This is a genomic window from Paraburkholderia sp. J94 (assembly GCF_905220285.1).
GTDB classification, from domain to species: Bacteria; Pseudomonadota; Gammaproteobacteria; order Burkholderiales; family Burkholderiaceae; genus Paraburkholderia; species Paraburkholderia tropica_A.
Map to the genome: position 1 here is coordinate 79,694 of NZ_CAJMZH010000006.1, position 25,338 is coordinate 105,031.

Below are 25,338 nucleotides of genomic sequence, written 5' to 3' on the forward strand. Positions count from 1 at the left end.
CATACCCGCGCGCCTGCGCGGGTATCATGACGGCTGCCTTGCGCCCGTGCCCCGCACGGCGCGCGAGCCCCGTTCAAGCAACAGTGAAAAGGTGAAACCGTGATTCGTCATATCGTGATGTGGAAGCTCAAGGAATCGGCCGAAGGCGCGACGCGCGCCGAGAATGTCGCGAAGTTCAAGACGCTGCTCGAAGGCTGCCGCGATCTCGTGCCGGGCACGCTGCATCTGGAAGTCGGCGTGGCGGGCGAAGGGCTCGATTCGACCTACGACCTCGCGCTGCTCTCCGATTTTGCCGACAAGGCCGCGCTCGACGCTTACCAGGTTCACCCCGAACACCTCGTCGTGAAGGACTTCGCCAAGCGCGTGGTCGAGTCGCGTCAGGCTGTCGATTACGTCGTTTGAATCTAGCCATGATCGGAACCGCAGATACCACCCAGGGCAGCGCGCCGAGCGGCGGCGAAGCCCCGCAGCCGCCCCAGCAACAAGGCCAGCAACAAGCGCAGCAACAGGATTCCCAGAATGCCGGCATGGTGATCGAAAGCCCGTTCGTCGATCATCTGGGCGCGCAGCTCGTGAGCGCGCGCGACGGCGCGAGCGAAGTGATGCTGCCGCTCGCCGAGCGCCATCTGAACACGTGGGACGTCGCGCATGGCGGCGTGACCATGACGCTCGCCGACATCGCGCTCGCGATGGCCGCGCGTAGCGTGGCCGCCGACGGCGTGGGCGTCGTCACGGTCGAGATGAAAGTGAATTTCATGCAGCCGGGGCGCGGCGAACTGCGCGCCTATGGCCGCGTGCTGCATCGCTCGACCACGATGGCCTATTGCGAAGGCGAGATCCGCGACAGCGAGGGCCATTTCGTTGCCAAGGCGCTCGGCACCTTCAAATACATGCGCAAGCTCGCCGTGGGACGCGACGTCACGCGTCAGCGCCTGCGCAGCGATCCCAACGCGAAGCCCGGTCCGAGCGACGGCTGATCGCCGCTTTCGCCCGCTTTTGCCGAGCTTCGTGCCTGGCTTGCGCGTCCGTCCTGCATGCGAGCATTCACGTATTCATCGCGGGCGCGCATCCGTTTCCATCCCGCGCGGCTCGTGCCGCGCCTCTTCGAAGCCTGACCACGCCAACATGACCCAGACCAATCGCCAGATCCTGCTCGCCTCGCGTCCCGAAGGCGCTGCCAGCGTCGATAATTTCCGTCTCGTCGAAACGCCGCTCGCGCCGCTCGCCCAGGGTCAGGTGCGCGTGCGCAATCACTATCTGTCGCTCGATCCGTACATGCGCGGCCGCATGAACGACAGCAAGTCGTACGCCGCGCCGCAGCCGCTCGATTCGGTGATGATCGGCGGCACGGTGGGCGAGGTGGTCGAGTCGCTCAATCCGAAATTCAAGGTCGGCGACAAGGTGGTCGGCATGGCCGGCTGGCAGGAATTCGCGACCTCGGATGGCAACGACATGCACGTCGTCGATACCACGCATGTGCCGCTTTCCGCGTATCTCGGTCCGGTCGGCATGCCCGGCGTGACCGCGTGGTACGGGCTGAACCGCATCATCGCGCCGAAGGCCGGCCAGACCGTGGTCGTGAGCGCGGCCAGCGGCGCGGTGGGCAGCGTCGTCGGCCAACTGGCGAAGCGCGCGGGCTGCCGCGCGGTCGGTATCGCGGGCGGCGCGGAAAAGTGCCGTTACGTGGTCGAGGAACTGGGCTTCGACGCCTGCGTCGACTACAAGGCCGGCAATCTCTATCAGGATCTCAAGGCCGCGACGCCGGACGGCGTCGACGGCTACTTCGAAAACGTCGGCGGCGCGGTGCTCGACGCCACGCTCGCGCGCATGAACGCGTTCGGCCGCATCGCGCTGTGTGGCATGATCGCGGGCTACGACGGCGAGCCGATGCCGCTCAAGTATCCGCAACTGCTGCTCACGCAGCGCCTGCTGGTGCAGGGCTTCATCGTGAGCGAACACATGGACGTCTGGCCGCAGGCGCTCGGCGAACTGGGCACGCTGGTCGCGAAGCAGCAACTGGCGTATCGCGAGACGATCGCCGACGGCCTGGACAATGCGCCCGCCGCGTTCCTCGGCATGCTCAAGGGCCAGAATTTCGGCAAGCAGCTCGTCAAGCTGATCTGACGCATTTGATGGGCCGCCCGCGCGGCGGCCCGTATTTTTACCGACCATCTACCGGCTTCTGACCGGTATCTTTGTACACCTAACGAACAGGCGGGAGACGCGATGTCCGATCCATTTCAGTTCGAAGGCCGCGTGGCCGTCATCACCGGCGCGGCGAGCGGCTTTGGCCGCGCATTCGCGCAGCAGGCCGCCGCGCTAGGCATGAAGCTCGTGCTCGCCGATGTCGATACTGCCACGCTCGACGCCGCCGTGCAGGCGATGCGCGAGCAGGGCGCGCAGGCGATCGGCGTGCGCACCGACGTGCGCGATCCCGCTCAGGTCGACGCGCTCGCGCAAGCCGCGCTCGACGCCTACGGCAAGGTCCATCTGCTGTTCAACAACGCGGGCGTGGGCACCGGCGGCTACCTCTGGGAAAGCAGCGCGAAGGACTGGGAGTGGGTGTTCGGCGTCAACGTGATGGGCGTAGCGCACGGCGTGCGCAGCTTCGCGCCCATCATGCTCAAGCAGGGCGAGCGCGCGCATATCGTCAATACGGCGTCGGTGGCGGGTCTGCTGTCGCCGCCCGCGATGGGCGTGTACAACGCGTCGAAGCACGCCGTGGTCTCACTCACGGAAACGCTCTATCACGACCTCAAGAATGTGAGCGACGTGGTCAGCTGCTCGCTGCTGTGCCCGGCGTTCGTGCCGACCGGCATCGCCAACGCCGAGCGCAGCCGTCCCGACGATCTGCGCAACGACGAGCCGCCCACGCGCTCGCAACAGGCCGCCGATCTGCAATTGCAGCGCGCCGTGCGTTCGGGCCGCCTCACGCCCGACGATGTCGCGAAGGCGACCTTCGACGCGGTGCGCGACGCGCGCTTTTACATCCTCACGCATCCGGGCATACTCGCTTCGGTGAAGCTGCGTCACGAAGACATCGAAACGCTGCGCAATCCGACCGATCCGCTCTCGCTCAAGCCCGAGGTGAAGGCCGAGGCTAAAACCAGCGCCGCTTCCTGACGGAAATCCTGACGCGAATTCAGCCTGACGGTCCCGGTTGCGCAACGCGTTATCCGCCAACTTATCTTTTGCACGTACCGGGACCATGCCGCTGAACGCGAAGATCGCACTCGTCCTCGAAATGGTGGCCCGCGCGGGCCGCACGCCGTATCACGAACTCACGCCGCAGGACGCGCGCGCGTCCTACGAGAAAAGCGCGTCGGTGCTGGAGATTCCCGCCGCGCCGATGCATTCGGTCGACGACCTGCGCCTTCCGATGCGCGATGGCGAGACGATCCGCGCGCGGCTCTATCAACCGGTCGAACCGAACTGGGCGCAGCCGCTGCCCGCGCTGGTGTATTTCCACGGCGGCGGTTTCACCGTGGGCAGCGTCGATACGCACGACGCGCTGTGCCGCATGTTCGCGCGCGACGCGCAGTGTGCGGTGCTCTCGGTCGATTACCGGCTCGCGCCCGAGCACAAGTTTCCGACCGCTGTTCACGACACTTTCGACGCCTACGCGTGGCTGCACGCGCACGCGGCCGAATACGGCATCGACGCCGCGCGCCTGGCCGTGGGCGGCGACAGCGCGGGCGGCACGCTCGCCGCCGTCTGCGCCGTGCTCGCGCGCGACGCGGGCCTCGCGCCGGTGCTGCAAATGCTGATCTATCCGGGCACGGGCGGCCATCAGGACACGGACTCGCACCGCCGTCTCGCCGACGGATATCTGCTGACCGCGCCCACGATCCAGTGGTTCTTCAATCATTACGTGCGCGATGCGTCCGATCGCGACGACTGGCGATTCGCGCCGCTCGACGGCACGGAAGGTCCTCAAGGCGCGCCGGATTTTCGCGGCCTTGCGCCTGCGTGGATCGCAGTGGCGGAATTCGATCCGCTCGTCGACGAGGGCCAGGCCTATGCGGAAAAACTGCGTGCGGCGGGTAACGTCGTCACGCTCGTGCGCTACGACGGCATGATCCACGAGTTCTTCAAGATGGGCGCCTACGTGGACGACGCGCGGCGCGCGCATGCCGAAGCCGCGCAAGCGTTGCGCGCGGCGTTCGGTGAGGAAGGGTAAAGCGGCGGTCTAGCGCGCCGTATCGATGACGTAGCGCTCGCGGCGCTCGAACGCGCCGGGACGCACGATGCGGTGCGAACCATCGTCGTCGCTGCGTTCGAGCGCTTCGACGTTCAGGCGCGCGCCGTCCACGCGCACGCGCAGCGCCGTGGTGCCGCGTGTGCCGTATTCCGGCGTCTCGATGAAGGCCGCCGACAGCGCGCGTTCGCGTTCGAGCGGAATGCCGGTCGCGGGCAACTCGGCGTCGGGCGCCACGCGAGGGTCGCGCATCATCTCGATCAGGCCTTCGAGCGGTTCATCCGCGCCTTCGCGCGCACGTTGCGTGAATTGTGCGAGTTCCGCGCGTTTGTGCACGAGCTTCGGCCACGGCGTATCGAGCACCGCGTTGGAAATGCCGTGCGTGCCTTCGGGCAGCAAGGCGGGCGCGCGGTCGGCACGATTGCAGTACCAGGCCAGCTCGCCGCGCGTCCAGTCGCCGACGATCAGATTGAAGCCGTTGTAGAGCGCGCCGTCGCGCGCGACTTCGTCGAGATAACCGAGCGCGGTGTCGGGCAATGTCCCGGTCGCCGCCGACGAACCCATCAGCCAGCGAGAAACCAGTGTGCCGCGCGTGGGCGCGTCGGGGCGCATGTCGCGCGGCGCGCGGTAGTTGGTGAGCGCGGCGAAGCGTCCGCCGCGCGTCATGCCGAGCCACGTGCCGCCGCCGACCAGATCGCGGCCCGCGAGCACGCCGGGCGCATCGTCCCACCATTGCAGCGGCGCGGCGGTGCGGCGCAGGAACTCGTCGCGGTTCGCGGCGAGCGTGAAGCGCGCGCCTTCGGTCGCATGCGGGCGCCAGTCGAACACGATCAGGCACATGGCGCGCGGCCTCCGTCATGGAGACCGCACGCGGCGCGCAGCCGCGTTTCAACCGGCGCGCACGCCGTCACTGCGAGCGGCGGCAACGCGTCAGACCTCGGTGGGCAGCGCGTAGGGCAGCGGCAGGAAGCGCAGCGCGGGGCCGTCGGCGGCGCCCAGATGCACGCTGCCCGCTTCGAGCGCCGCGAGCTTGATCTCGGCGAGCAGGTCGACGCCGCCTTCGGGCGCGGCCGCCGCGTTCACGATCATGCCGCAGGGCTGGCCCGGATCGTCGGCATGGAACAGTTCGACGCCCGGACGCGCGGCGTCCAGACCGGCCGCGACGCTCGCGAGCGCGGTACGGCGCTTGATGGTGCCGCGATACTGGCTGCGCGCGACCACTTCCTGGCCCGGATAGCAGCCTTTCTTGAAGTTCACGCCGCCGAGCACGTCGTAGTTGATCATCTGCGGCACGAACTGCTCGCTCACCGCCTGGGTGACGCGCGGCTCGCCCGCGCGGATGTCGAGCCAGTCCCAGAGCGCGGGCGTGGCGCGCGCGATCTGGCCGTCGAGCGCGGCGAGCTTCGCTTCGACCGCGTCTTTCGGGCCGACCAGCAGATAGCGCAGACGGCCGGCCGCGTCGGGCAGGCGGATCAGCGAGCCGGCGGTGTCGTCGACCTTCACGTGCACGCCGTCGGGCAGCGCGTCGAACACGCCCGAGAGCGCGCCGCGCACGTCGCCGGCAAAGCCGACCACGAGCAGCTTGTCGCTGTCGTCGACGAGCTTCGCCTTGGCGCGCAGCACGAACATCGACAGGCGTTTTTGCACGGTGGCCTGCACGTCCTTCGAGATCAGCAGACGGACGGTCTCGCCGGTTTTCCAGACGAGGAACGACGCGAGCAGGCGGCCCTTGGCCGAGCAGTAACCGGCGAGGCGCGCGCCCGCGACGTCCAGATGCTGGATGTCGTTGGTGAGCTGGCTGTGCAGGAAACTGGCGGCGTCGTCGCCGTTGGCGTCGATCACGCCGAACTGCGGCAGGATCGCGTAGGCGCCGCCCTTGAGCGCGGCGTCGAAGTCGGCGGCCGTCGGTGTGGGCAATGCCGCGGGCAAATCAGCCTGCGTGGCGGGCGTGGAGGAAAGCGGAGCAGCGGGAGCGAGCGGGGAGTTCATGGATTCGGGGAACAGTCAATCCTGACTTTAGCGAGGGCAAGCAGTTATTATATGAGGTCCCCCTGAGTCATGTTTCCATGTCCCTCCTGAAGAAATGCCTTGCCGCCGGCGTCGCGTGCGCCGTGCTGGGCGCAGCCGCCGCAGGCGGTGTCTGGTACTGGGCCACCACGCCCGTCGCACTTGCGGTCCAGCAGCTCGACGTCACCATCAAGCCGCACAGCACCGTGCGCAGTGTTACCGCCCAGTTGCGCCACGGCGGCGTGCCGGTCCAGCCCCAGTTGTTCGTGCTGATGACCCGCGCGCTCGGGCTGCAAAGCCATCTCAAGTCCGGCAACTACGAATTCAAGGCGGGCGTCACGCCCTACGAAGTGCTGCAGAAAATGGCGCTCGGCGACGTCAACGAATATGTCGCGACCATCATCGAAGGCTGGACCTTCAAGCGCATGCGCGACGAGCTCGACGCCAATCCGGCGCTGCGCCACGACACGGCGGGCATGAACGACGCCCAGCTTCTGACGGCGATCGGCGCGCCCGAGGCGCCCGAGGGCAGCGGCGAGGGCCTGTTCTTCCCCGACACCTATCTGTTCGACAAGGGTTCAAGCGACCTGGACGTCTACCGCCGCGCCTACAAGCTGATGCAGACGCATCTGAACGAGGCGTGGGCCGCGCGCGCGCCGGGCCTGCCGCTGAAGTCGCCTTACGAGGCGCTCACGCTCGCCTCGCTGGTGGAGAAGGAAACCGGCAAGGCCGGCGACCGTCCGCTGGTGGCCGCCGTGTTCACGAACCGACTGAAAGTGGGCATGCCGCTGCAGACCGATCCGGCGGTGATCTACGGGATGGGCGCGGGCTATCTGGGGCGTCTGCACAAGCGCGATCTGCAGACCGACACTCTTTACAATACCTACCTGCGCCCAGGGCTGCCGCCGACGCCGATCGCGTTGCCCGGCGTCGCGGCATTGCAGGCGGCGCTCAATCCGGCGGCGACCGGCGCGCTGTATTTCGTGGCGCGCGGCGACGGCAGCAGCGTGTTTTCCGACAATCTCGTCGACCACAACAAGGCCGTCGACAAATATATCCGGGGTAACTAAATGGCGCGTGGCCGATTCATTACGTTCGAGGGCATCGACGGCGCGGGCAAGACCACGCATCTGGCCTGGTTCCGCGAGCAGCTCGAGCAGAAGCTCGCTGCCGGGGGGCGCACGGTCGTCATGACGCGCGAACCGGGCGGCACGCCGCTCGGCGAATCGCTGCGCGATCTCCTGCTGCACGAGCAGATGGACCTCGAAACCGAGGCGCTGCTGATGTTCGCGGCGCGCCGCGAGCACCTCGCGCGCGTGATCGAGCCGGCGCTTGCGCGCGGCGACTGGGTGCTGTCCGACCGCTTCACCGATGCGACCTTCGCCTATCAGGGCGGCGGGCGCGGCCTGCCGCGCGACAAGCTGGAAACGCTTGAACGCTGGGTGCAGGGCGGTTTTCAGCCCGATCTGACGATCCTGTTCGACATCGCGCCCGACACCGCCAGCGAGCGGCGCGGCGCGGCGCGCGAACCGGATCGCTTCGAAAGCGAAACCGACGCGTTCTTCACGCGCACGCGCACCGAATACCTGCGCCGCGCGGAAGAGGCGCCGTATCGTTTCGCGATCGTCGATTCCTCGCAGAGCATCGACGAGATTCGCACGAAGCTTGAGCAGATCATCGCAACGCTTTGATTGCAAAGCGTTATTTGACGAAATTATATGAACGGCGAAGTTCGTGCGATGTCTCGCGAACTACGCCTAACTGATTGATTTTAAATATGATCTATCCGTGGCAGAGCGGCGACTGGGAACGCCTTCAGCAGTTGCGCAGCCATTGGCCGCATGCGCTGCTGCTGCACGGCCAGGCCGGCATCGGCAAGCTCCAATTCGCCCAGCATCTGGCGAAGGGACTGCTGTGCGAGTCGGCGCACGCCGACGGCCAACCGTGCGGCGCCTGTCCGGCGTGCCACTGGTTCGAGCAGGGCAATCACCCCGATTACCGCGCGGTGGTGCCCGAAGCGCTCGCGAGCCTCGTCGGCCCCACGGGCGGCGACGACAGCGACGGCAAGCCGGAGAAAGCCGACAAGGGCGACGACGAAGGCAAGAAGGGCCGCGCGCCCAGCAAGGAAATCCGCATCGAGCAGGTGCGCGCGCTGCTCGACTTCACAGGCGTCGGCTCGCATCGCGGCGGGCTGCGTGTGGTCGTGCTGTATCCGGTCGAGGCGCTTAACGTGGCCGCCGCGAACGCGCTGCTGAAGACGCTCGAAGAACCGCCCTCGGGCGTGGTGTTCCTGATGGTGTCGGCGCGTATCGACCGCTTGCTGCCGACCATCATCAGCCGCTGCCGCCAGTGGCCGATGAGCACGCCCGCGCCCGCCGAGGCGCAGGCCTGGCTCGCGCAGCAGGGCGTGGACGATCCGGCCGGGCTGCTGGCCGAAGCAGGCGGCGCGCCGCTTGCGGCGCTGGCGCTCGCGAGCGACGAAAACCGCACGCTGCGCGACTGGACGCTCGCCCAGCTCGCCGCCGGTCCGGCCTGCGATCCGTTCGCCTGCGGCGAAACGCTGCAAAAGCTGCCGGTGCCACTGGTGCTCGGCTGGCTCCAGCGCTGGGTCTACGACCTGCTGGCCGAACGCACGGCGGGCCGTCCGCGCTATTACCCGCAGTCGGCGGCCGCGCTCGGGCGCTGCGCCGCGAAGCTCGACGCCCCGGCGCTCGCGCGCTACATGAAGACCGTGACGCGCCAGCGCGCCATCGAAAACCATCCGCTCAACGCGCGGCTCGTGTTCGAGGAACTGTTTCTCGGCTATCGTGAAATGTTCGCCTGACGCGCTTTTGACGATGCGCCGCGGTGCGCCCAACGCGCCCCGCGCCTTGAGCCTCGCTCAGCCTTAACGAAATTCACCGCAGGACTAGTCCATGTTTGTCGATTCGCATTGCCACATCAACTTCGAGGGCCTCGCCGACCGGCTGCCGCAGGTGCTCGAGAACATGCGCGAGCAGGCCGTCACGCACGCGCTGTGCGTCTCGGTCGATCTGGAGACGCTGCCCTCGGTGCTCGACATCGCGAGCCGCTACGAGAACGTCTACGCGTCGGTGGGCGTGCATCCCGACCACGAGGACGTGCAGGAGCCCTCGGTCGCCGATCTCGTCGAACTGGCGAAACACCCGAAAGTGGTGGCGATCGGCGAAACGGGGCTCGATTACTTCCGTCTCGGCGAACGCACCATCGACGACATGGAATGGCAGCGCGAGCGCTTTCGCGTGCATATCCGCGCGGCGCACGCCACGGGCAAGCCGCTGATCGTGCACACGCGCGCCGCCTCCGAGGACACGCTGCGCATCATGGAAGAGGAGCGCGCGGGCGAGCCGGGCGGCGTGATGCACTGCTTCACGGAGCCCTGGGCGATCGCCGAGCGCGCCATCGCGCAGAACTTCTTCATTTCGCTGTCGGGCATCGTGACCTTCAAGAGCGCGACCGACGTGCAGGAGGTCGCGCGCCGCGTGCCGATCGAGCGCCTTTTGATCGAAACGGACTCGCCTTATCTTGCGCCAGTGCCATTTCGTGGCAAACCCAATGAACCTGCGTACGTCAGCCATGTCGGAAGATTCATTGCCCAGCAACGCGGATTGCCGGACGCCGAACTCGGCGCTGCCACCACGCAGAATTTTTTCCGGCTTTTCAAGATTCCGGCTTCGGCCTGAAACGCGGCCGCCACGGGCAATGCCGCTGAAAAAACGGCGTGTTATCAATCAGATATCGAATAACGTTAAGGCCTGACATGAACTCGAATTCGCAACTGTCCACCGTGAAATCCGCGCAAACCGTCCGGGGCGCCGCCGTGCGTCGCGTCGCCGCCGCGCTTGCTTTCGGCATGGGCGCCGCCGTGCTCGTCAGCGCGCCGGTCCACGCCGCGCCGATCGATTCGCTCGTGAAAGGCGTGAAGTTCGACGACGACAAGGGCGTCGCCAAGGACATCGCCAATGGCATGGACCCGAACGCCACCGACGCTCAGGGCATGCCGCTGCTCGTGCTGGCCGCGCGCGAAAAGTCGGACAAGGTCGCGGCGGTGCTGCTCGACAATCCGGCCATCAAGATCAACGCGCAGGACAAGGCGGGTGAGAACGCGCTCATGCTGGCCTCGCTGAACGGCGACGTCGATCTCGTGAAAATGCTCATCACCAAGGGCGCGGACGTCAACAAGCAGGGCTGGACCCCGCTGCACTATGCGGCCGCGAATGGCAACGACGAGGTCGCGAAGCTGCTGATCGGCTATTCGGCCGATGTGAACGCACCGTCGCCCAACGGCACCACGCCGCTCATGATGGCGGCGCGCGGCGACCACATGACCACCGCCAAGCTGCTGCTCGACCACGGCGCGAATCTGCAGGCCAAGAACCAGATCGGCATGAACGCGCTCGATTTCGCCAAGCAGTACAAGGCGCCGGACGCGATCAAGGACCTCTCGGCGCGCATGGGTCAGACGGCGCAGTAAGCGCGCCACCGCATGGGGGGCCGCCGCCACGCGGCCCCTGTTCTGCCCCCATGCGTGGCTCCCGCGGGTACGGCGCGAACCGGACCTGAGCGGCAGTCATGCAAAACAGTGCACAATAGCGAAATTGCCCCTTGCCGGCGGCAGCGCCCCAGGCGCGCACCGGCGGGCGGCTTGCGGCGCGGGGGCGCCGCACCACACGACGATTCAAGGAGAACCATGCTGCGGGCTCTGTTCTGCGCCGGCGCGCTCGTTTTGCCGCTCTCGGCTTTCGCATTCACCGCAAGCGACCTCAACCGCCTTTGCTCGAAGACCGACGTGGCCTCGCGCAGTGCGTGCGCGGCGTATATCGAAGGTGCCGCCGACGGCATCTTCAACACCATCGACGCGATCGGCGGCACGACCGGTCCGCGCGTCGGCCAATATTTCTGCCTGCCGGCGGATGCGCGTTCCTCGCAACTGACCGATGCCGTGCGCAAGTACATCGCCGACAACCCGAACATCGCGGGCTACAACGCCAGCACGGCGATTTCGCTTGGGCTCGGCAAGGCGTTTCCCTGCAAGACGGGTAACTGAGTGCGCCGCTGAGCGCAGACTCGCACCGTCCTGCCGCTTCATTTCGCATCCTGTGCGCCGTTGAACCAACGGCGCGATCATCAGTCGATTCTCCTGCGCGGCGGCATTTTTGCGCCGCCGCGTCTCGCGTAGCGGCCGCCCACGGCGGCGCGCACATTTGCAAGTTCTGCACGTTCAGCACGTTCAGTACGTTCAGCACGACCTGCAGCATCCGCGCAAACTTTAGCGCGTCTTTACACGCATTCGCGTAGCGTTACGCAGGGCGCGATCCCGGCATCGGCGTCACGTGTTTTCACGCGTTCTTCCGCGTTCCCACGCGCCGCCACTTGCCGCCACTTGCCGTCAGCGCCGCCTTTGCCTCGCCACGCTTCGTCCGCGGGCCCGCCGCCCGTGCCGTTTCCACCAGGTCGCCACGCGCAGGAGGAACTGGCCACCGATGCCCACTCTCGACGACTTCTCCCGCCTGACCGACGCCCCGTTGCAAAACTGGCTCGGCACGCTGCTCGTCAGCGCGTTCGCGCTGGCCTTCGCCTTCGCGGTCCACTGGCTCGGCGCGCGCGTCGTGCGCCGCCTCGCGCGGCCGTATCCGCATGCGAGCGTATTCGTGCGCTACGTGCACCAGCCCGCGCGCGTGGTGCTCGGTGTGATCGCGCTCGAGTTCGTCTGGTGGCAGGCGCCGGACACGCTGCGTTTCATCGGCACCTTGCGCGAGTTGTGCGCCTTCGCGCTGATCGCCGCGATTACCTGGCTGTCGGTGCGCTGCGCGGCGGCCATCGGCGAGGCGATCGTGGCCGCGCATCCGCTCGATATCGCCGACAACCTGCAGGCGCGCCGCATCCACACGCAGGCGCGCGTGCTCGCGCGCACGGTGATGGTCGTGATCATCGTTTTCGGGCTGGGCGCGGCGCTCATGACCTTCCCGAACGTGCGCCAGATCGGCGCGAGTCTGCTGGCCTCGGCGGGCGTCGCCGGACTGGTCGCCGGTATCGCGGCACGCCCCGTGCTGGGGAATCTGATTGCCGGCCTCCAGATCGCGATTTCGCAGCCGATCCGGCTCGACGATGTGGTCGTGATCCAGGGCGAGTGGGGGCGCATCGAGGAAATTACCGGCACGTATGTCTCGGTGCGCATCTGGGACCAGCGGCGGCTGATCGTGCCGCTGCAATGGTTCATCGAGAATCCGTTCACGAACTGGACGCGCAGCAGCTCGCAGATCATCGGCTCGGTGTTTCTGTGGCTCGACTACCGCATGCCGCTCGCGCCGCTGCGCGAGGAACTGGCACGCATCGTCGAGCGCGCGCCCGAATGGGACCGGCGCGTGCAGGTGCTGCAGGTGACCGACGCCAGCGAGCGCGCGATGCAGCTGCGCGTGCTCGTGAGCTCGCAGGATTCGGGGCTGAACTGGGATTTGCGCTGCCGCGTGCGCGAAGGGCTGTTCGATTTCGTCAACGCGCACTATCCGCAGTATTTGCCGCGCACGCGCGCGGAGGTGTCGGCGGAACTGGCGAACCGCGAGGAGGCGCCGACGGGCGAGTTGCCGCCGTCTTCCGCGCGTCGCGCTGAGCCGGGATCGGCTCGATCGGGGCAAGCGGCTCAATCGGCTGAATCGGGCGCGCCCGCGGCGTCGAGCACGGCGGCCAACACCGAAGCCGATCCGGTCGCGGAAAGCGGCGCGCGCGCGGCGGAGGAGGCGGCGCAGTCGCGCTAGGGAAGCAACGAGGACAGAACGCAGCACAAGACGCGCACCAGCAACGCCGCGCGGCCTATAACTGAAGCTGAACAACGAGAAGACATCGCGATGCAGGCGATCCGAGGAGAAATAGCACGATGGCAAGACTGATAGTCGTCTCTAACCGCGTGGCGACGCCCACCGAAACGAAGGGTTCGGCGGGCGGCCTCGCCGTGGGCGTGTTCGGCGCGCTCAAGGACGCGGGCGGCGTGTGGTTCGGCTGGAGCGGCGACGTCGTGAGCGAGACGGTGGCGAACGCGGGCCCGACGCTCGATCAGGAAGGACCGGTGACGTTCGCGACCGTCGGTCTCACGAAAAAGGATTACGACCAGTATTACCGGGGTTTCTCGAACGCCACGCTGTGGCCGGTGTTCCACTACCGCAACGACCTCGCGCGTTACGAGCGCGACGAATACGCGGGCTACCGGCGCGTGAACGCGTGGCTCGCGCACAAGCTCATCAAGCTGATCGAGCCCGACGACATCATCTGGGTCCACGACTACCATCTGATTCCGTTCGCCGAGGCGCTGCGCTCGGAAGGCGTGCGCAACCGCATCGGCTTCTTCCTGCATATTCCGTTTCCGTCGCCGCAGGTCTTGCAGACGATTCCGCCGCACGAGGAACTCGTGAAGTCGCTGTGCTGCTACGACCTGCTCGGTTTTCAGACCCGCAACGACCAGCAGGCATTTCACGACTACATCGCGCGCGAGGCGCGCGGCACGGTGCACGAACGCGACGTGCAGAAAGAGCCGGGCAAGCAGAGTGAGCCGACTGAGGAAGAGGGCGACGTCGAAGCCTACGGCCGCAAGCTGCGCACGGGCGTGTATCGCATCGGCGTGTTTCCCGACGAGATCGCCGAGCAGGCCGCGCGCTACGAAAGCCGCCAGCACGTGCTCGACCTCAAGCAGAGTCTCGAAGGGCGCAAGCTCATCATGAGCGTGGACCGGCTCGATTATTCGAAGGGCCTCGTCGAGCGCTTTCACGCCTTCGAGCAACTGCTCGAACATTCGCCCGAGTGGCGCGGCAAGGTCACGCTCGTGCAGATCGCGCCGCCCACACGCTCGGACGTCGCGAGCTACAAGGTGATCCGCGAGGAACTGGAGCGCGAGGCGGGGCGCATCAACGGCCGCTACTCGGGCCTCGATTACACGCCGATCCGCTATCTGAGCCAGCAGTACGACCGCTGGAAGCTGATGTCGCTGTTCCGCGAGTCGCAGGTGGGCTATGTGACGCCGTTGCACGACGGCATGAATCTCGTCGCGAAGGAATACGTGGCCGCGCAGAATCCCGAGGATCCGGGCGTGCTCGTGCTGTCGATTTTCGCGGGCGCGGCCGCCGAGCTTGCGGGCGCGCTGCTCGTCAATCCGCACGATGCGGCGGGCATGTCGGAGGCGCTCGAGCGTGCGCTCTCGATGCCGCTCGACGAACGCAAGCAGCGCTATCACACCAACATGGAGGCGCTGCGCCGCAACGACCTCGGCGTGTGGCGCGACCGTTTCCTGAGCGATCTCGCACGCGTGCCGTTGCCGCATCAGCGCTGAATGGGGATACGTGTCGATGCGCGTCGAGTATCGATGCGCGTGCGATTGCGTATGATCCTGCGAGGATCTTCACGCCGACGCGCATCGACATCGACTCATGCTCACCACGCTCGCCATCGCCAACTACCGCTCGCTGCGCGAACTCATCGTCCCGCTCGGTCCGCTCAACGTCATCACGGGGCCGAACGGCAGCGGCAAATCGAATCTCTATCGCGCCTTGCGCCTGCTCGCGCTGACCGCGCGGGGCGGCGTGATTCCGTCGCTGGCGCGCGAGGGCGGGCTGCAATCGACGCTCTGGGCCGGGCCGGAGCGCTTCTCGCGCGCGGTGAGTTCGGGCGAGCACGCGGTGCAGGGCACGGTGCGCAAGGACGCCGTGAGTCTCAAGCTCGGTTTCGCGGGCGAGACCTTCGGTTATGCGATCGATCTCGGCTTGCCGCCGCCGGCGTCGACCTCGCAGTTCGCGCTCGATCCGGTGATCAAGCGCGAATGCATCTGGAGCGGGCCGATCCTGCGGCCCTCGGCCTTGCTGGTCGATCGTCAGGGGCCGATGATCCGCATCCGGGGCGAAGGCGGCGACGACTGGACCACGCTCGCCCAGCCCGTGGCGAGCTTCGACAGCATGATGACGGAGTTCGCCGACCCGCGCAGCGCGCCCGAGATGATTGCGGTGCGCGAGCAGATCCGCTCGTGGCGCTTCTACGATCATTTCCGCACCGACGTGCAGGCGGCCGCGCGCCAGGTGCAGATCGGCACGCATTCGCCGGTGCTGTCCGACGACGGCGCGAATCTCGCCGCGGCCCTGCAGACGATCCGCGAGATCGGCGACGGCGCGGCGCTCGATGCGGCGATCGGCGATGCGTTTCCGGGCGCGCGCGCGGAGATCGTCAATCACGAAGGGCGCTTCGAGGTGGCGCTGCGCCAGGAAGGGCTCTTGCGGCCTTTGCGCGGCGCGGAGTTGTCGGACGGCACGCTGCGCTATCTGCTGCTCGCGGCGGCGCTGCTGAGCCCGCGTCCGCCCGCGCTGCTGGTGCTCGACGAGCCCGAGACGAGCCTGCATCCCGATTTGCTGCCGTCGCTCGCGCGGCTGATCGCGCGGGCCTCGGCGCATTCGCAGGTGCTCGTGGTGTCGCATGCGGCGCGGCTCGTCGCCGCGCTGGAGCGCGAGGCGGGCAGCCAGTCGATCGTGCTGGAGCGCCGGCTCGGCGCCACCGCGCTCGCCGACGAGGACGCGCTCGACGTGCCCGCGTGGAAATGGCCGTCGCGCTAGCCGCAGTCGCGCGCGCGGACCATGCGAGAAAGCGAGGATGTATCCGCGTGTAAGTCTGTATAACAATTGAAAGTCTTGCGGTCCGGCCCGAGCGCTTCCCGAATAATGAAGGCTTGCGCGCCGCGCATGGGCGCATCGCACGGGGGATCGTACGGACGAGCGGTTCTGTCCCCGCGTGTGGTGCGCACGCAACCGCGGCGCCCGTGGACCAGGCGTGCGGTCCCATAATCGAACGATGCGCCGTCAACCGAGGTCAAGGTCGAGGTCGACGCCGACGTCGCTGGAGACACTCGCTGGAGAACCCGATGAGAATTGCGCAGATCGCCCCGCTGACCGAATCGGTCCCGCCCAAGCTCTATGGCGGCACGGAACGTGTCGTGTCGTATATCACCGAGGCGCTCGTCGATCTCGGCCACGACGTCACGCTGTTCGCCAGCGGCGACTCGGTCACGGGCGCGAAGCTCGAAGCCGTCTGGCCGCGCGCGCTGCGGCTCGATCCGAGCATCCGCGACCGGATCGCGCCGCACATGCTGCTGATGGAACTGGTGCGCCGCCAGGCCGACCAGTTCGACGTGCTGCACTTCCATATGGACTACTACTCGTTTTCGGTGTTCAAGCGCCAGGAAACGCCGTTCGTCACCACGCTGCACGGCCGTCTCGATCTGCCCGAGCAGCAGCCGGTGTTCGACACCTTCAACACCGCGCCGGTGATCTCGATCTCGAACGCGCAGCGCCAGCCGATTCCGCAGGCCAAGTGGCTGCGCACGGTGTATCACGGGCTGCCCGAGAACCTCTACACGCCGCAGCCGGTCGAGCAGCGCTATCTGGCGTTCCTCGGCCGTATTTCGCCCGAAAAGCGCGTCGATACCGCGATTCGCATCGCCGGGCGCTGCGGCCTGCCGATCCGCATCGCCGCCAAGGTCGACGAGGCCGACCGCGAGTATTTCGAGCGCGATATCAAGCCGCTGCTCGCGCTGCCGCACGTCGAGTTCATCGGCGAAATCAACGACGGCCAGAAGGCCGAATTCCTCTCGGGCGCGCATGCGCTGCTGTTCCCGATCGACTGGCCGGAGCCGTTCGGTCTCGTGATGATCGAGGCGATGGCGTGCGGCACGCCGGTCATCGCGTTCAATCGCGGCGCGGTGCCGGAAGTGGTGGACGACGGCATCTCGGGTTTCATCGTCGAGGACGAAATCGGCGCGGTGGCCGCCGTGAACCGGCTGTCGCGCGTGCCGCGCGCGGGCGTGCGGCAACGCTTCGAGGAGCGCTTCACGTCGCGCCGCATGGCGCAGGAATACGTGGAGGCGTATCAGGCGGTGATTCGCGCGAACAAGCGCTCGCGCTTCAAGGTGATCGACACGTCGGCGACTTGAGGTTGGACCTTGAGGCCGAACTTTGAGGTCAAAAAAAACCGGCGGCCTGTGCCGCCGGTTTTTCATTGGGCTCGTGCCGAACGCGCCTCAGATCTTCAGATGCGAGATCTTCGTGCCGCCGAGCGAGAGGTCGCCGAGCAGGCCCTTGTTGGTCAGCACGAAAACCTGCACGGGCTTGGTGGCCGTGGTGGTGTCGATCGTGCCGTTCGCGCCGACCTTCACGAGCGCGACCGAGGCGTCGCCGCCCGCTGCCCAGCCGTCCGAATTGCGGAATTTGTCGAGCGCGTCCTGCGTCATGAAGAGATAGACGATGGCCTTCGACTGCACGCCGAGCGTGGCGCCCACCGAGGCGCCCGAGGTGCTGAAGTAGCCGACGGTGCTGCCGCCGACGCGCAGCGCGCCGTCGCCGTGCTCGCCGCCGACCACGACGCCCGCCTGAACCACCGAGGGGAACACCAGCACGCCGCGCGCCTTGCCGACCAGCTCGCGCGCGCCCGGCACGGTCTGATACAGACGCGACATCGTCCCGTCGACGCTGGCGTCGATCGACTGGCGGCGCGAGGCGTCGGATTGTTCGGTGGGCGGCTCATTGCCGGTGGTGGTGCAGCCTGCGAGTGCGGCGCACGCGAGTGCGGCCGCAACGGAAGTCTTCAGGATCAAGCGACGTGCATGCATATTCTTCTCCGTTCTGTTTTCCGGAAGCCGTGCCGCCATGGCTGTGCCGATGACGGGATCAGCCTGACGTTTATATCACAGGGTCCCAATGCGGCTTTCTGAGCAGGCACAGGCCTTCCGGCCAGTCGCGGACGGCGCCGCGGAGCGGAGTCAACCGGGCAAGCGGCGTAATCAGCGTTCGGGGAAGGGTTTGGCGGCCGCCGGACGGCGCAGCGCGCGCTTGACGCCGCCGAGCACGATGCCGATCGCGAGCAGGCCGGCCGCGGGCACGACCCAGTAGCCGACGAACGCATGCCAGAGGTAGCGCAGCAGCGTGGCGCGCCGCACGGCGTACTCGCTGAGCGCGTCGGCGTGACGCGCGGCGTTTTCGGCCAGCACGGCGGCGGGGCAGCCTTCCGCGCGCGCCGCCTCAGGCGTGCCGTGGCAGCGCAGCAGCGCGCCGTTCGCGCGTTCGGCGTCGGTGAACGTCCAGGCGGTGAGCGCGCGCTGGAGGTCGGCGCGGTTATAGGCCATCTCGTCCTGGATCTCGCGCACCGCGACGATCATCACCGGCACCAGCCAGAAGACGATCACCACCAGCCAGCGGCGGAACCAGCGATTCTTGTGTCTCCATGCCATCCGCGCCTCCGTTCGATGCTGTGCGCATCATCCAGACTTGAGCGTCCAGGCGGCGGCCCGAGGGCGTGCGTGCTTTTTTCGTGTAACGGAAGGGCTGCCGCTGGAGCCATCATAGGAGAAAAACGCGGCGTCGGCGCAGGGGCGAGGGCGCTTTGTCAGCACGGTGCGGCGCAGCATGGCGCGTGTGCGGTGCACCATGAAAAACGACGCGCCGCAGCATAAGCTACGGCGCGTCGCGGGAACAGAGGGAGGCGCGCAGGTCGCACAATTCGCGCGAATGGCGCGAAGCACAGCGAGTCGTTCAGGACCCCTGTGCGATCGGATGCGCGCTCAACCCTTGGTGGAGAGGCACTGCTTCATGAAGGCCTTGCGATCGTCGCCTTTCTTGTCGCCGGCTTGCGTGTTGCACATCTTCATGCGCTCCTGCTGCGTCATCTTCGCCGGCGGCGTGGCGCCGCCCGTCGAGAGACAGTCCTTCATGAAGGCCTTGCGGTCGTCGCCTTTCTTGTCGCCGGCCTGCGTGTTGCAGGTCTTCATTTTCGTCTGCTGGCTGTTCGGCGCAGCGGGCGCCGCGGATGCCGCGGGCGCAGCGGTTTGTGCGAAAGCCGGCGCGGCGAACACGCCGCCCAGCACGATTGCAGCAATGACGGATTGGATCTTCATCGTTCACTCCCATGGGATTTGGACGTTGTCGTTCGTGGTGCGAGCAGGCCGAATTGTCATTGCCCATCGCCGCGACCATTATGGCAAAGCCAACCTGAAAACGAACTGATGTTGCCTTCGGTTGACGCGCGTGCGGCACAATGCACCGCAGGCGGGTGGCCTGCGCATTCGCCTAACCATTCTTGACGATCGGTCCACCGATCGATTCATCATCGAGCCGGCCGGCGATTCGACGGTCGGCCCCAGCGGAGAGCGACGATGCACTACCTCCTGAAATACGAACTCGTGGACGATTACCTCGACCGGCGCGGCGAATATCGCGACGAACATCTGCGCCTCGCGTGGGCTGCTGCCGAGCGCGGCGAGCTGTTGCTCGCGGGCGCGGTGGCCGAGCCGACGGACACGGCGCTGCTGCTGTTCCAGGGCGATAGCCCGGCCGCCGCCGAGGCGTTCGCGCAAGCCGATCCCTATGTGCGCGCGGGGCTGGTGAAGTCGTGGCGCGTGCGGCCGTGGCAGACCGTGGTGGGCGAGCAGGCGTCGAAGCCGGTGCGCCCGGACTGAGATCGCGGCAGGGACAACTGTGGCGCGCTGTTTTAGTGCGTTAGTGCGTTAGCGCATGAGTGCGGCGTCACGAGGCCGGCTTTGCCGCTCGTTCGAGCAGGTCGCGCACGGTCTCGTCGTCGACCTGATCGAAATCCAGATAGAACTGGCCAACGCTCATGAACGACAGCGGCGTGCGCACGCAGACCAGATCGTCGACGGCGCCCGCGAGCCGGGCGCGCGCGCCCGCCGGGGCCACCGGCAACGCGGCGACGATGCGCGCCGGACCGAGCGTCGCAAGCGCGCGCGCCGCGGCCTTGATCGACGCGCCCGTGGCCATGCCGTCGTCGATCAGCAGCGCGACGCGCCCCGCGACCGGGATCGCCGCGCGCTCGCCGCGATAACGCGCCTCGCGGCGTCCGAGTTCGATGCGCGCGAGCGCTAGCGCGCTCTGCAATTGCGCCGCGCTCACGCCGGCTTCGCGGATCAGCGCGTCGTCGACGTATTGCGCGCCGTTCGACGAGAGCGCGCCCATCGCCAGCTCGGGCTGCCACGGCATGCCGAGCTTGCTCACCGGCAGCACGTCGAGCGGCACGCCCAGCGCCTGCGCGACTTCGAATGCAACCGGCACGCCGCCGCGCGGCAGCGCCAGCGCGATGACGTCGGCGCGCCCGGCGTAGGGCGTGAGTTGCGCGGCGAGCAGGCGGCCCGCCTCGCGGCGATCGGTGAAAGGGCGTTCCATAAGCTGTTCCTGTCGATCGGCGCGGCGGCCGATCCCGTCCAAAATCCAGGCGGAACGATCCGCCCAGTGTGCCACTTGTTGGTCCTGCGCGTCGTTCGCGGTGTCCGTTTTCTCCGCGCGATGCGGACTGGATGCGGACCCGACGCACGCATCGCGGCACGCGCCGCGCGCCGTTGCGAATGACGCTTGTTCAAACGACATTCAATCGACATCGCCGCGCGCATCGCCCGTTGCGCAAAGCGCGTGCGCAGCAAACGTCTCCCGCCGCGCGCTCATTTGCATACGCAGATTTCTCGTTTGGCGCGACGCGATCGCATGGTTACGATGAGCCGTGCCTTTCACCGACGAGGTCCACGCCATGTCCGAATCTGCCTGTTTCTCGCCGCGCGTCGTCGAACCCGTCGAGGCCGATGCGCCCGACGGTCTCGGTCTCGCACTGGAGCTACGGCTCGTGCGCCCGATCGACGGCATCGCGGGCCGCGCGCTGCGCATCCATCTCCGGCACGGCGCGCGCATGGAACAGGCGGAAACCTTGCGCGATCTGCTGCACGAAGTCGGCGCCGATATCGTGGTGTCGTAGCGGGGCGCTTGCAGGGCGCTCAGTCGAGCGGCGTGTCGAACAGCGCATCGAGCAGATTCGACGACGAGTCCGCGAGCCGCGTCAGCGACTCGACCATGCGCACCTGGCAATCGACCAGCGCGATCGCGCGGATGCGCCGCGACTCGCCGAACTCCGCGCCCGCGATCACGCCCGCGCCCAAGCCCTGCGCGATGGCGGTCTGCAGCGCCTCGCGGCCATCCACGTAAAGCACGGGATGCACCTGCAGGCCCTTGCGCACGAGTTCCGCTTCGAGCAGCTGCTGCGTGACCGAATGCGCCTCGCGAAAGATCATCGGTTCGCGAATCAATTCTTCGTAGCTCATGCGGCGCTTTTTCGCCGCCGCGCTATCTGCGGGCACGACCGCCACCAGCGGCTCCTCGCGCAGCACGCGCGTCTCCAACCGGCTATGCACCTGATGCGCCGCCGTGATGGCCGCGTCCACCTCGCTCGCCATGACACGCCGCATGCATTCCGTGGCGTTCGCGATGGCGAGCTTCACGACCACGCCCGGATAACGGCGCCGGAACGCGCCGACGAGCTTGATCGCGAGATCGGGCGCGTCGGCGACCAGCGCCAGTTCGCCCGATTCGAGCGCGCCCGCCGATTCGAGCAGCCGCCGCGCGGCGCGCTCGCCGCCGACCATCTGCCGCGTCACCGCATAGAGCCGCCGCCCGAGATCGGTCAGCTCGACGCCGCGCGGCGCGCGCTCGAACAGCTTCACGCCGAAATCCTGCTCCAGCCGCTTCACGTGGTCGGACACCGCCGGCTGCGTGAGCGAGAGCGCCTGCGCGGCGCGCGAAAAACCGCCGTGCTCGGCGACCGCGTGAAAGGCCCGCAACTGCGCGTACTGCATGGCGATTTCTCCTTCGCGCGCATCATCGAAAATTCATCGAACCGCCTTAAAACGGTCATCGATAATCCATAAGTCCAACTGATAGCGTCATCGATTATATCGATTTTACCGATGGGTTTCATTCGCGTACCGTAGCGGCATCCAAGCTGAAGATTGACGGGAGCGCCCCTTGAATACCCACGCCGATCCGTACCTGCTGACCCCCGGCCCGCTGACCACGGCCGCCTCGACCAAAGCCGCGATGCTGCGCGACTGGGGCTCGTGGGACGCCGATTTCCGCGCGATGACGGCGCGTCTGCGCGCCGCGCTGCTGGCCGTCGCCGGCGACACAAACGGCGACTACGACTGCGTGCCCTTGCAGGGCAGCGGCAGCTACTGCGTGGAAGCGATGCTGGGCAGCTTCGTGCCGCGCAACGGCCACGCGCTCGTGCTCGCCAACGGCGCCTACGGCAAGCGCATCGCCACCACGCTGCGCTATCTGGGCCGCAGCCACACGGTGCACGACACGGGCGATTACCTGCCGCCGCGCGCCGCCGACGTCGATCGTCTGCTCGCCGCGCACGACGACATCACGCACGTCGTGGTCGTCCATTGCGAGACCAGCTCGGGCATCCTCAATCCGATCGAGGAAATCGCCGAAGTCACCGCGCGCCACGGCCGCCGTCTGCTGATCGATTCGATGAGCGCGTTCGGCGCGGTGCCGCTCGACGTGCGCACGCTGCCGTGCGAGGCGTTCGTGTCGTCGGCGAATAAATGCATCGAGGGCGTGCCGGGTTTTGGTTTCGTGATCGCGAAGAAAAGCGCGCTGCAAGCCGCGAAGGGCAACAGCCATTCGCTCGCGCTCGATCTGCACGATCAGTGGGACGTGATGAACCGCACGGGGCAATGGCGCTTTACGCCGCCCACGCACGCGGTGGCGGCGTTTCTCGAAGCGCTGCGCCTGTTCGAAGCCGAAGGCGGTCAGCCGGGGCGGCTCGCGCGCTACACGCGTAATCGCGACGTCATGGTCGACGGCATGCGCGCGCTCGGTTTCGAGCCGCTGCTGACCGAAGCGTGGCGCTCGCCGATCATCGTCACGTTCTTTTCGCCGGCGCACGCGTCGTTCAGTTTCGAGCGCTTCTACGAACTGATGAAGGCGCAGGGTTTCATCATCTATCCGGGCAAGCTGACGAATGTGGAGAGTTTTCGCATCGGCTGCATCGGCGCGCTGGATGAAAGCGTGATGCGCCGTGTGGTCGAAGCGTGCGGCAACGCGCTGCGCACGCTCGGCGTGCCCGATGGCGCACCGGCGCATGCCTCGCTCGATGCCCGCGAGGCGCTCGCGGCCTGAGCGGATCAGGCCTTGTTTCAAGCACTATTTCTTGCTGCGCAGCGATCTGCGCAACTTCAGGACTCACGACTATGCAACACGTCAAGGCAGTGATTTTCGACTGGGCCGGCACGGTGGTCGACTACGGCTCGCGCGCGCCGATGGGCGCGTTCGTCGAGACCTTCGAGGAATTCGGCGTGCCGATTTCGATCGACGAGGCGCGCGGCCCGATGGGTATGGCCAAGCGTCCGCACATCGCGGCGCTGATGGCGCTGCCGCGCGTCGCGCAAGCATGGAAGGATCGATACGGCCACGTGCCGGGCGACGTCGACATCGACGCCGTCTACGATGTTTTCGTGCCGCGTAACGTGGCCGTGGCCGCGCAATACAGCGATGTGATTCCCGGCGTGGCCGCCGTGACGAAGCAGTTGCGCGCCGACGGCGTGCGCATCGGTTCCACCACGGGCTACACGCGCGAGATCATCGACCAGATCGTGCCGGGCGCGGCGAGGCAGGGCTTCGAAGCGGACAGCATCGTCTGCACCGGCGACACGCCCGAGGGCCGTCCGTCGCCGTACATGATCTATCGCACGCTGCCGCAACTGGGCGTGTGGCGCGCGCGCGAGGCGATCAAGGTCGACGACACCGAAGTGGGCATCGAGGAAGGCCTCAACGGCGGCACGTGGGCTGTGGGCGTGGCGGTGAGCGGCAACGCGTTCGGCCTGAGCGAAGACGAAGTGCACGCACTCGCGCCCGACGAGTTCGCGCTGCGCCGTGCGGCGGCGATCGAGCGTCTGCGCGCGGCGGGCGCGCATTACGTGATCGACAGCGTCGCCGACCTGCTGCCCGTGGTCACGGAGATCGAGACGCGGCTCGCGCGCGGCGAGCGGCCTTGAGCGTTTGATCGGTTGAACACGCCCCGTTCGTGCCTCTGGCTTGAGGCGCGAACGGGGCGTTTGCATTTCCGGCTACGAAGAGGGCAGAGAGGGCGAGGAGAGCGAGGAGGGCGAAGAAGCGCCGCCTGCGCTACCATGTGCGCCCTTGCGCCATCCACGCCCGTCATGAAGACGTTCCTGCTTTTCGTCGTTACCGCGCTCGCCGAAATCGTCGGCTGCTATCTGCCGTATCGCTGGCTGCGCGAAGGCGCGAGCGCCTGGTGGCTCGTGCCGGCCGCCGCGTCGCTCGCGTTGTTCGCGTGGCTGCTCACGCTGCATCCGAGCGCGGCGGGGCGCACTTACGCGGCCTACGGCGGCGTCTATGTCTGCGTGGCGATTCTGTGGCTCTGGGGCGTCGAGGCGATCCGGCCGAGCCCGTGGGACTGGGCCGGCATCGCCTTCACGCTAGCGGGCATGGCGCTGATCGCGTTCCAGCCGCGCTGAGCGCGCCGCGCGGGCGCTCGAACCCGCGCCCGAACTCGCGCCCGAACTCGCGCTTAAACGAGCGAGTTGACGCTGGGGAATTTCGCGCGGAACGCGCCCGGCATCGGCACGACTTTCTTCGCCTCGTAGTCGAAGAACACGAAGCCCGATTTGGCCATCGCGATCAGTGCGCCGTCCGTGGGGCGCGTGATGCGGAAGATGATGTCGCCGCCGTACTTGTTGAAATCCATGATGCCGACTTCGAAGCAGAGCTGATCGCGCGCGTAGGCTTCGGCGCGATAGGTCGTCGCGAGGTCGGTGACGATGATGCTCGTGTGCGCGTCCTTCATGTCCTCGATGCCGGCGTCGAACAGGAAGCGCGCGCGCGCCTCCGAAATCATCGAGATCATCGAGTCGTTGGCGAGGTGGTTCGCCGAGTTGATGTCGGTGACGCGAACGGTCAGATGCGTCGAATAGAAGTATTGGTCTTCGGGGAAGTGGAGCTCGATGCGGGCCATGGCGCAATGCGGATAATCGAATAAGAAAGGCGTCGCGGCGGGTTGTCCATGCCGCGTGTCTCATCCACGGCGCCCGCGCGCAAGCCGCGATTGTAGCGGTTCGGCGCGCGCGAGCCTATGCGGGCACGCGGGCGCGGGCCGCCAGGCGGTCTGCATTCGTCCGATCAATCGGTGTGGCGGGGCGCGCGAAACGGCCCGCCGCCATCGTATCGAGCCGCCGTTGACAGCCGTCCGGCGCGCGGCGCACGCTCGCAAACCACACGCGCAACAGCCACTCGCGG

The 25,338-nt window shown here is 67.2% G+C and carries 28 protein-coding genes; 20 read left to right on the forward strand and 8 right to left on the reverse strand.

Annotated elements, in window-relative coordinates:
* The first annotated feature begins 99 nt into the window (after nucleotides 1-99).
* The 5 genes from U4Y88_RS13965 to U4Y88_RS13985 all read left to right on the forward strand — a co-directional run bounded on the left by U4Y88_RS13965 (nucleotide 100) and on the right by U4Y88_RS13985 (nucleotide 4,180).
* The gene (locus U4Y88_RS13965; RefSeq protein WP_224008141.1) at nucleotides 100-402 is read left to right on the forward strand and encodes a Dabb family protein; all 303 of its coding nucleotides are present in this window, start codon (nucleotides 100-102) and stop codon (nucleotides 400-402) included.
* A gap of 125 nt (nucleotides 403-527) precedes the next feature.
* Nucleotides 528-977 (forward strand): PaaI family thioesterase, encoded by a 450-nt coding sequence (locus U4Y88_RS13970; protein ID WP_065065532.1) that lies wholly within the window; start codon nucleotides 528-530, stop codon nucleotides 975-977.
* Between the two features lie 148 nt (nucleotides 978-1,125).
* Nucleotides 1,126-2,124: an NADP-dependent oxidoreductase gene (locus U4Y88_RS13975; protein ID WP_321784603.1), complete on the forward strand. Its 999-nt coding sequence runs from the start codon at nucleotides 1,126-1,128 to the stop codon at nucleotides 2,122-2,124.
* 102 nt (nucleotides 2,125-2,226) lie between these two features.
* Nucleotides 2,227-3,123, forward strand: a complete 897-nt coding sequence (locus U4Y88_RS13980) for an SDR family oxidoreductase (RefSeq protein ID WP_321784605.1) — start codon at nucleotides 2,227-2,229, stop codon at nucleotides 3,121-3,123.
* Between the two features lie 85 nt (nucleotides 3,124-3,208).
* A complete protein-coding gene (locus U4Y88_RS13985) occupies nucleotides 3,209-4,180 on the forward strand; it encodes an alpha/beta hydrolase (RefSeq protein WP_321784607.1) in 972 nt (323 codons plus the stop codon).
* A 9-nt stretch (nucleotides 4,181-4,189) separates the two neighbouring features.
* On the opposite strand, the gene U4Y88_RS13990 is transcribed toward U4Y88_RS13985, so the two are convergent.
* Nucleotides 4,190-5,038, reverse strand: coding sequence for an NRDE family protein (locus U4Y88_RS13990; protein WP_321784609.1), 849 nt, complete (start codon nucleotides 5,036-5,038; stop codon nucleotides 4,190-4,192).
* Nucleotides 5,039-5,128: 90 nt separating this feature from the next.
* Entirely contained in the window at nucleotides 5,129-6,187 is a 1,059-nt protein-coding gene (locus U4Y88_RS13995; RefSeq protein ID WP_321784611.1) for a folate-binding protein, read from the reverse strand.
* A gap of 77 nt (nucleotides 6,188-6,264) precedes the next feature.
* Here U4Y88_RS13995 and mltG point away from each other — a divergent pair, with 77 nt between their 5' ends.
* The 10 genes from mltG (at nucleotide 6,265) to U4Y88_RS14045 (ending at nucleotide 17,180) form a co-directional block, all read left to right on the forward strand.
* Entirely contained in the window at nucleotides 6,265-7,275 is a 1,011-nt protein-coding gene (gene mltG / locus U4Y88_RS14000) for an endolytic transglycosylase MltG (RefSeq protein ID WP_224008124.1), read from the forward strand.
* Nucleotides 7,276-7,896: a dTMP kinase gene (tmk, locus tag U4Y88_RS14005; protein ID WP_224008122.1), complete on the forward strand. Its 621-nt coding sequence runs from the start codon at nucleotides 7,276-7,278 to the stop codon at nucleotides 7,894-7,896.
* Nucleotides 7,897-7,982: 86 nt separating this feature from the next.
* On the forward strand, nucleotides 7,983-9,029 hold the full coding sequence (locus tag U4Y88_RS14010) for a DNA polymerase III subunit delta' (RefSeq protein WP_224008119.1): 1,047 nt from the start codon (nucleotides 7,983-7,985) through the stop codon (nucleotides 9,027-9,029).
* Between the two features lie 91 nt (nucleotides 9,030-9,120).
* The gene (locus tag U4Y88_RS14015; protein WP_224008116.1) at nucleotides 9,121-9,906 is read left to right on the forward strand and encodes a TatD family hydrolase; all 786 of its coding nucleotides are present in this window, start codon (nucleotides 9,121-9,123) and stop codon (nucleotides 9,904-9,906) included.
* 77 nt (nucleotides 9,907-9,983) lie between these two features.
* Complete coding sequence (locus U4Y88_RS14020; RefSeq protein WP_224008113.1) at nucleotides 9,984-10,697, forward strand: ankyrin repeat domain-containing protein; 714 nt, start codon at nucleotides 9,984-9,986, stop codon at nucleotides 10,695-10,697.
* Between the two features lie 216 nt (nucleotides 10,698-10,913).
* Nucleotides 10,914-11,270, forward strand: a complete 357-nt coding sequence (locus U4Y88_RS14025; protein WP_224008110.1) for a Rap1a/Tai family immunity protein — start codon at nucleotides 10,914-10,916, stop codon at nucleotides 11,268-11,270.
* Nucleotides 11,271-11,706: 436 nt separating this feature from the next.
* Nucleotides 11,707-12,978, forward strand: coding sequence for a mechanosensitive ion channel family protein (locus U4Y88_RS14030; protein WP_321784613.1), 1,272 nt, complete (start codon nucleotides 11,707-11,709; stop codon nucleotides 12,976-12,978).
* A 119-nt stretch (nucleotides 12,979-13,097) separates the two neighbouring features.
* Complete coding sequence (gene otsA, locus U4Y88_RS14035; protein WP_321784615.1) at nucleotides 13,098-14,540, forward strand: alpha,alpha-trehalose-phosphate synthase (UDP-forming); 1,443 nt, start codon at nucleotides 13,098-13,100, stop codon at nucleotides 14,538-14,540.
* 97 nt (nucleotides 14,541-14,637) lie between these two features.
* Nucleotides 14,638-15,807, forward strand: a complete 1,170-nt coding sequence (locus U4Y88_RS14040; RefSeq protein WP_224008100.1) for an AAA family ATPase — start codon at nucleotides 14,638-14,640, stop codon at nucleotides 15,805-15,807.
* A gap of 305 nt (nucleotides 15,808-16,112) precedes the next feature.
* The gene (locus U4Y88_RS14045; protein ID WP_224008096.1) at nucleotides 16,113-17,180 is read left to right on the forward strand and encodes a glycosyltransferase family 4 protein; all 1,068 of its coding nucleotides are present in this window, start codon (nucleotides 16,113-16,115) and stop codon (nucleotides 17,178-17,180) included.
* Between the two features lie 87 nt (nucleotides 17,181-17,267).
* On the opposite strand, the gene U4Y88_RS14050 is transcribed toward U4Y88_RS14045, so the two are convergent.
* The 3 genes from U4Y88_RS14050 to U4Y88_RS14060 form a co-directional block, all read right to left on the reverse strand.
* Nucleotides 17,268-17,855, reverse strand: coding sequence for a YSC84-related protein (locus U4Y88_RS14050; RefSeq protein ID WP_310634204.1), 588 nt, complete (start codon nucleotides 17,853-17,855; stop codon nucleotides 17,268-17,270).
* Between the two features lie 171 nt (nucleotides 17,856-18,026).
* Nucleotides 18,027-18,473, reverse strand: coding sequence for a hypothetical protein (locus U4Y88_RS14055; RefSeq protein ID WP_321784617.1), 447 nt, complete (start codon nucleotides 18,471-18,473; stop codon nucleotides 18,027-18,029).
* Between the two features lie 330 nt (nucleotides 18,474-18,803).
* On the reverse strand, nucleotides 18,804-19,136 hold the full coding sequence (locus U4Y88_RS14060; protein WP_310634203.1) for a PsiF family protein: 333 nt from the start codon (nucleotides 19,134-19,136) through the stop codon (nucleotides 18,804-18,806).
* Between the two features lie 258 nt (nucleotides 19,137-19,394).
* Between U4Y88_RS14060 and U4Y88_RS14065 the strand changes: the two genes are divergently transcribed.
* Nucleotides 19,395-19,697 (forward strand): YciI-like protein, encoded by a 303-nt coding sequence (locus U4Y88_RS14065; protein ID WP_224008083.1) that lies wholly within the window; start codon nucleotides 19,395-19,397, stop codon nucleotides 19,695-19,697.
* A gap of 67 nt (nucleotides 19,698-19,764) precedes the next feature.
* Here U4Y88_RS14065 and U4Y88_RS14070 read toward each other — a convergent pair whose 3' ends face one another.
* The gene (locus U4Y88_RS14070; protein WP_321784619.1) at nucleotides 19,765-20,418 is read right to left on the reverse strand and encodes a phosphoribosyltransferase; all 654 of its coding nucleotides are present in this window, start codon (nucleotides 20,416-20,418) and stop codon (nucleotides 19,765-19,767) included.
* 358 nt (nucleotides 20,419-20,776) lie between these two features.
* Here U4Y88_RS14070 and U4Y88_RS14075 point away from each other — a divergent pair, with 358 nt between their 5' ends.
* Nucleotides 20,777-20,998: a hypothetical protein gene (locus U4Y88_RS14075; protein ID WP_224008077.1), complete on the forward strand. Its 222-nt coding sequence runs from the start codon at nucleotides 20,777-20,779 to the stop codon at nucleotides 20,996-20,998.
* A gap of 19 nt (nucleotides 20,999-21,017) precedes the next feature.
* Here U4Y88_RS14075 and U4Y88_RS14080 read toward each other — a convergent pair whose 3' ends face one another.
* Complete coding sequence (locus U4Y88_RS14080; protein ID WP_224008074.1) at nucleotides 21,018-21,872, reverse strand: LysR substrate-binding domain-containing protein; 855 nt, start codon at nucleotides 21,870-21,872, stop codon at nucleotides 21,018-21,020.
* Nucleotides 21,873-22,041: 169 nt separating this feature from the next.
* Here U4Y88_RS14080 and U4Y88_RS14085 point away from each other — a divergent pair, with 169 nt between their 5' ends.
* The 3 genes from U4Y88_RS14085 (at nucleotide 22,042) to U4Y88_RS14095 (ending at nucleotide 24,560) form a co-directional block, all read left to right on the forward strand.
* A complete protein-coding gene (locus U4Y88_RS14085) occupies nucleotides 22,042-23,202 on the forward strand; it encodes a 2-aminoethylphosphonate--pyruvate transaminase (protein WP_321784621.1) in 1,161 nt (386 codons plus the stop codon).
* Nucleotides 23,203-23,273: 71 nt separating this feature from the next.
* Nucleotides 23,274-24,077 carry a phosphonoacetaldehyde hydrolase gene (phnX, locus tag U4Y88_RS14090; RefSeq protein WP_321784623.1) on the forward strand — a complete coding sequence of 268 codons (804 nt, stop codon included), beginning with the start codon at nucleotides 23,274-23,276 and terminating at the stop codon, nucleotides 24,075-24,077.
* A gap of 165 nt (nucleotides 24,078-24,242) precedes the next feature.
* Complete coding sequence (locus U4Y88_RS14095) at nucleotides 24,243-24,560, forward strand: YnfA family protein (RefSeq protein ID WP_027814707.1); 318 nt, start codon at nucleotides 24,243-24,245, stop codon at nucleotides 24,558-24,560.
* Nucleotides 24,561-24,613: 53 nt separating this feature from the next.
* Here U4Y88_RS14095 and U4Y88_RS14100 read toward each other — a convergent pair whose 3' ends face one another.
* Nucleotides 24,614-25,057: a thioesterase family protein gene (locus U4Y88_RS14100; protein WP_224008064.1), complete on the reverse strand. Its 444-nt coding sequence runs from the start codon at nucleotides 25,055-25,057 to the stop codon at nucleotides 24,614-24,616.
* Nucleotides 25,058-25,338 lie beyond the last annotated feature (281 nt).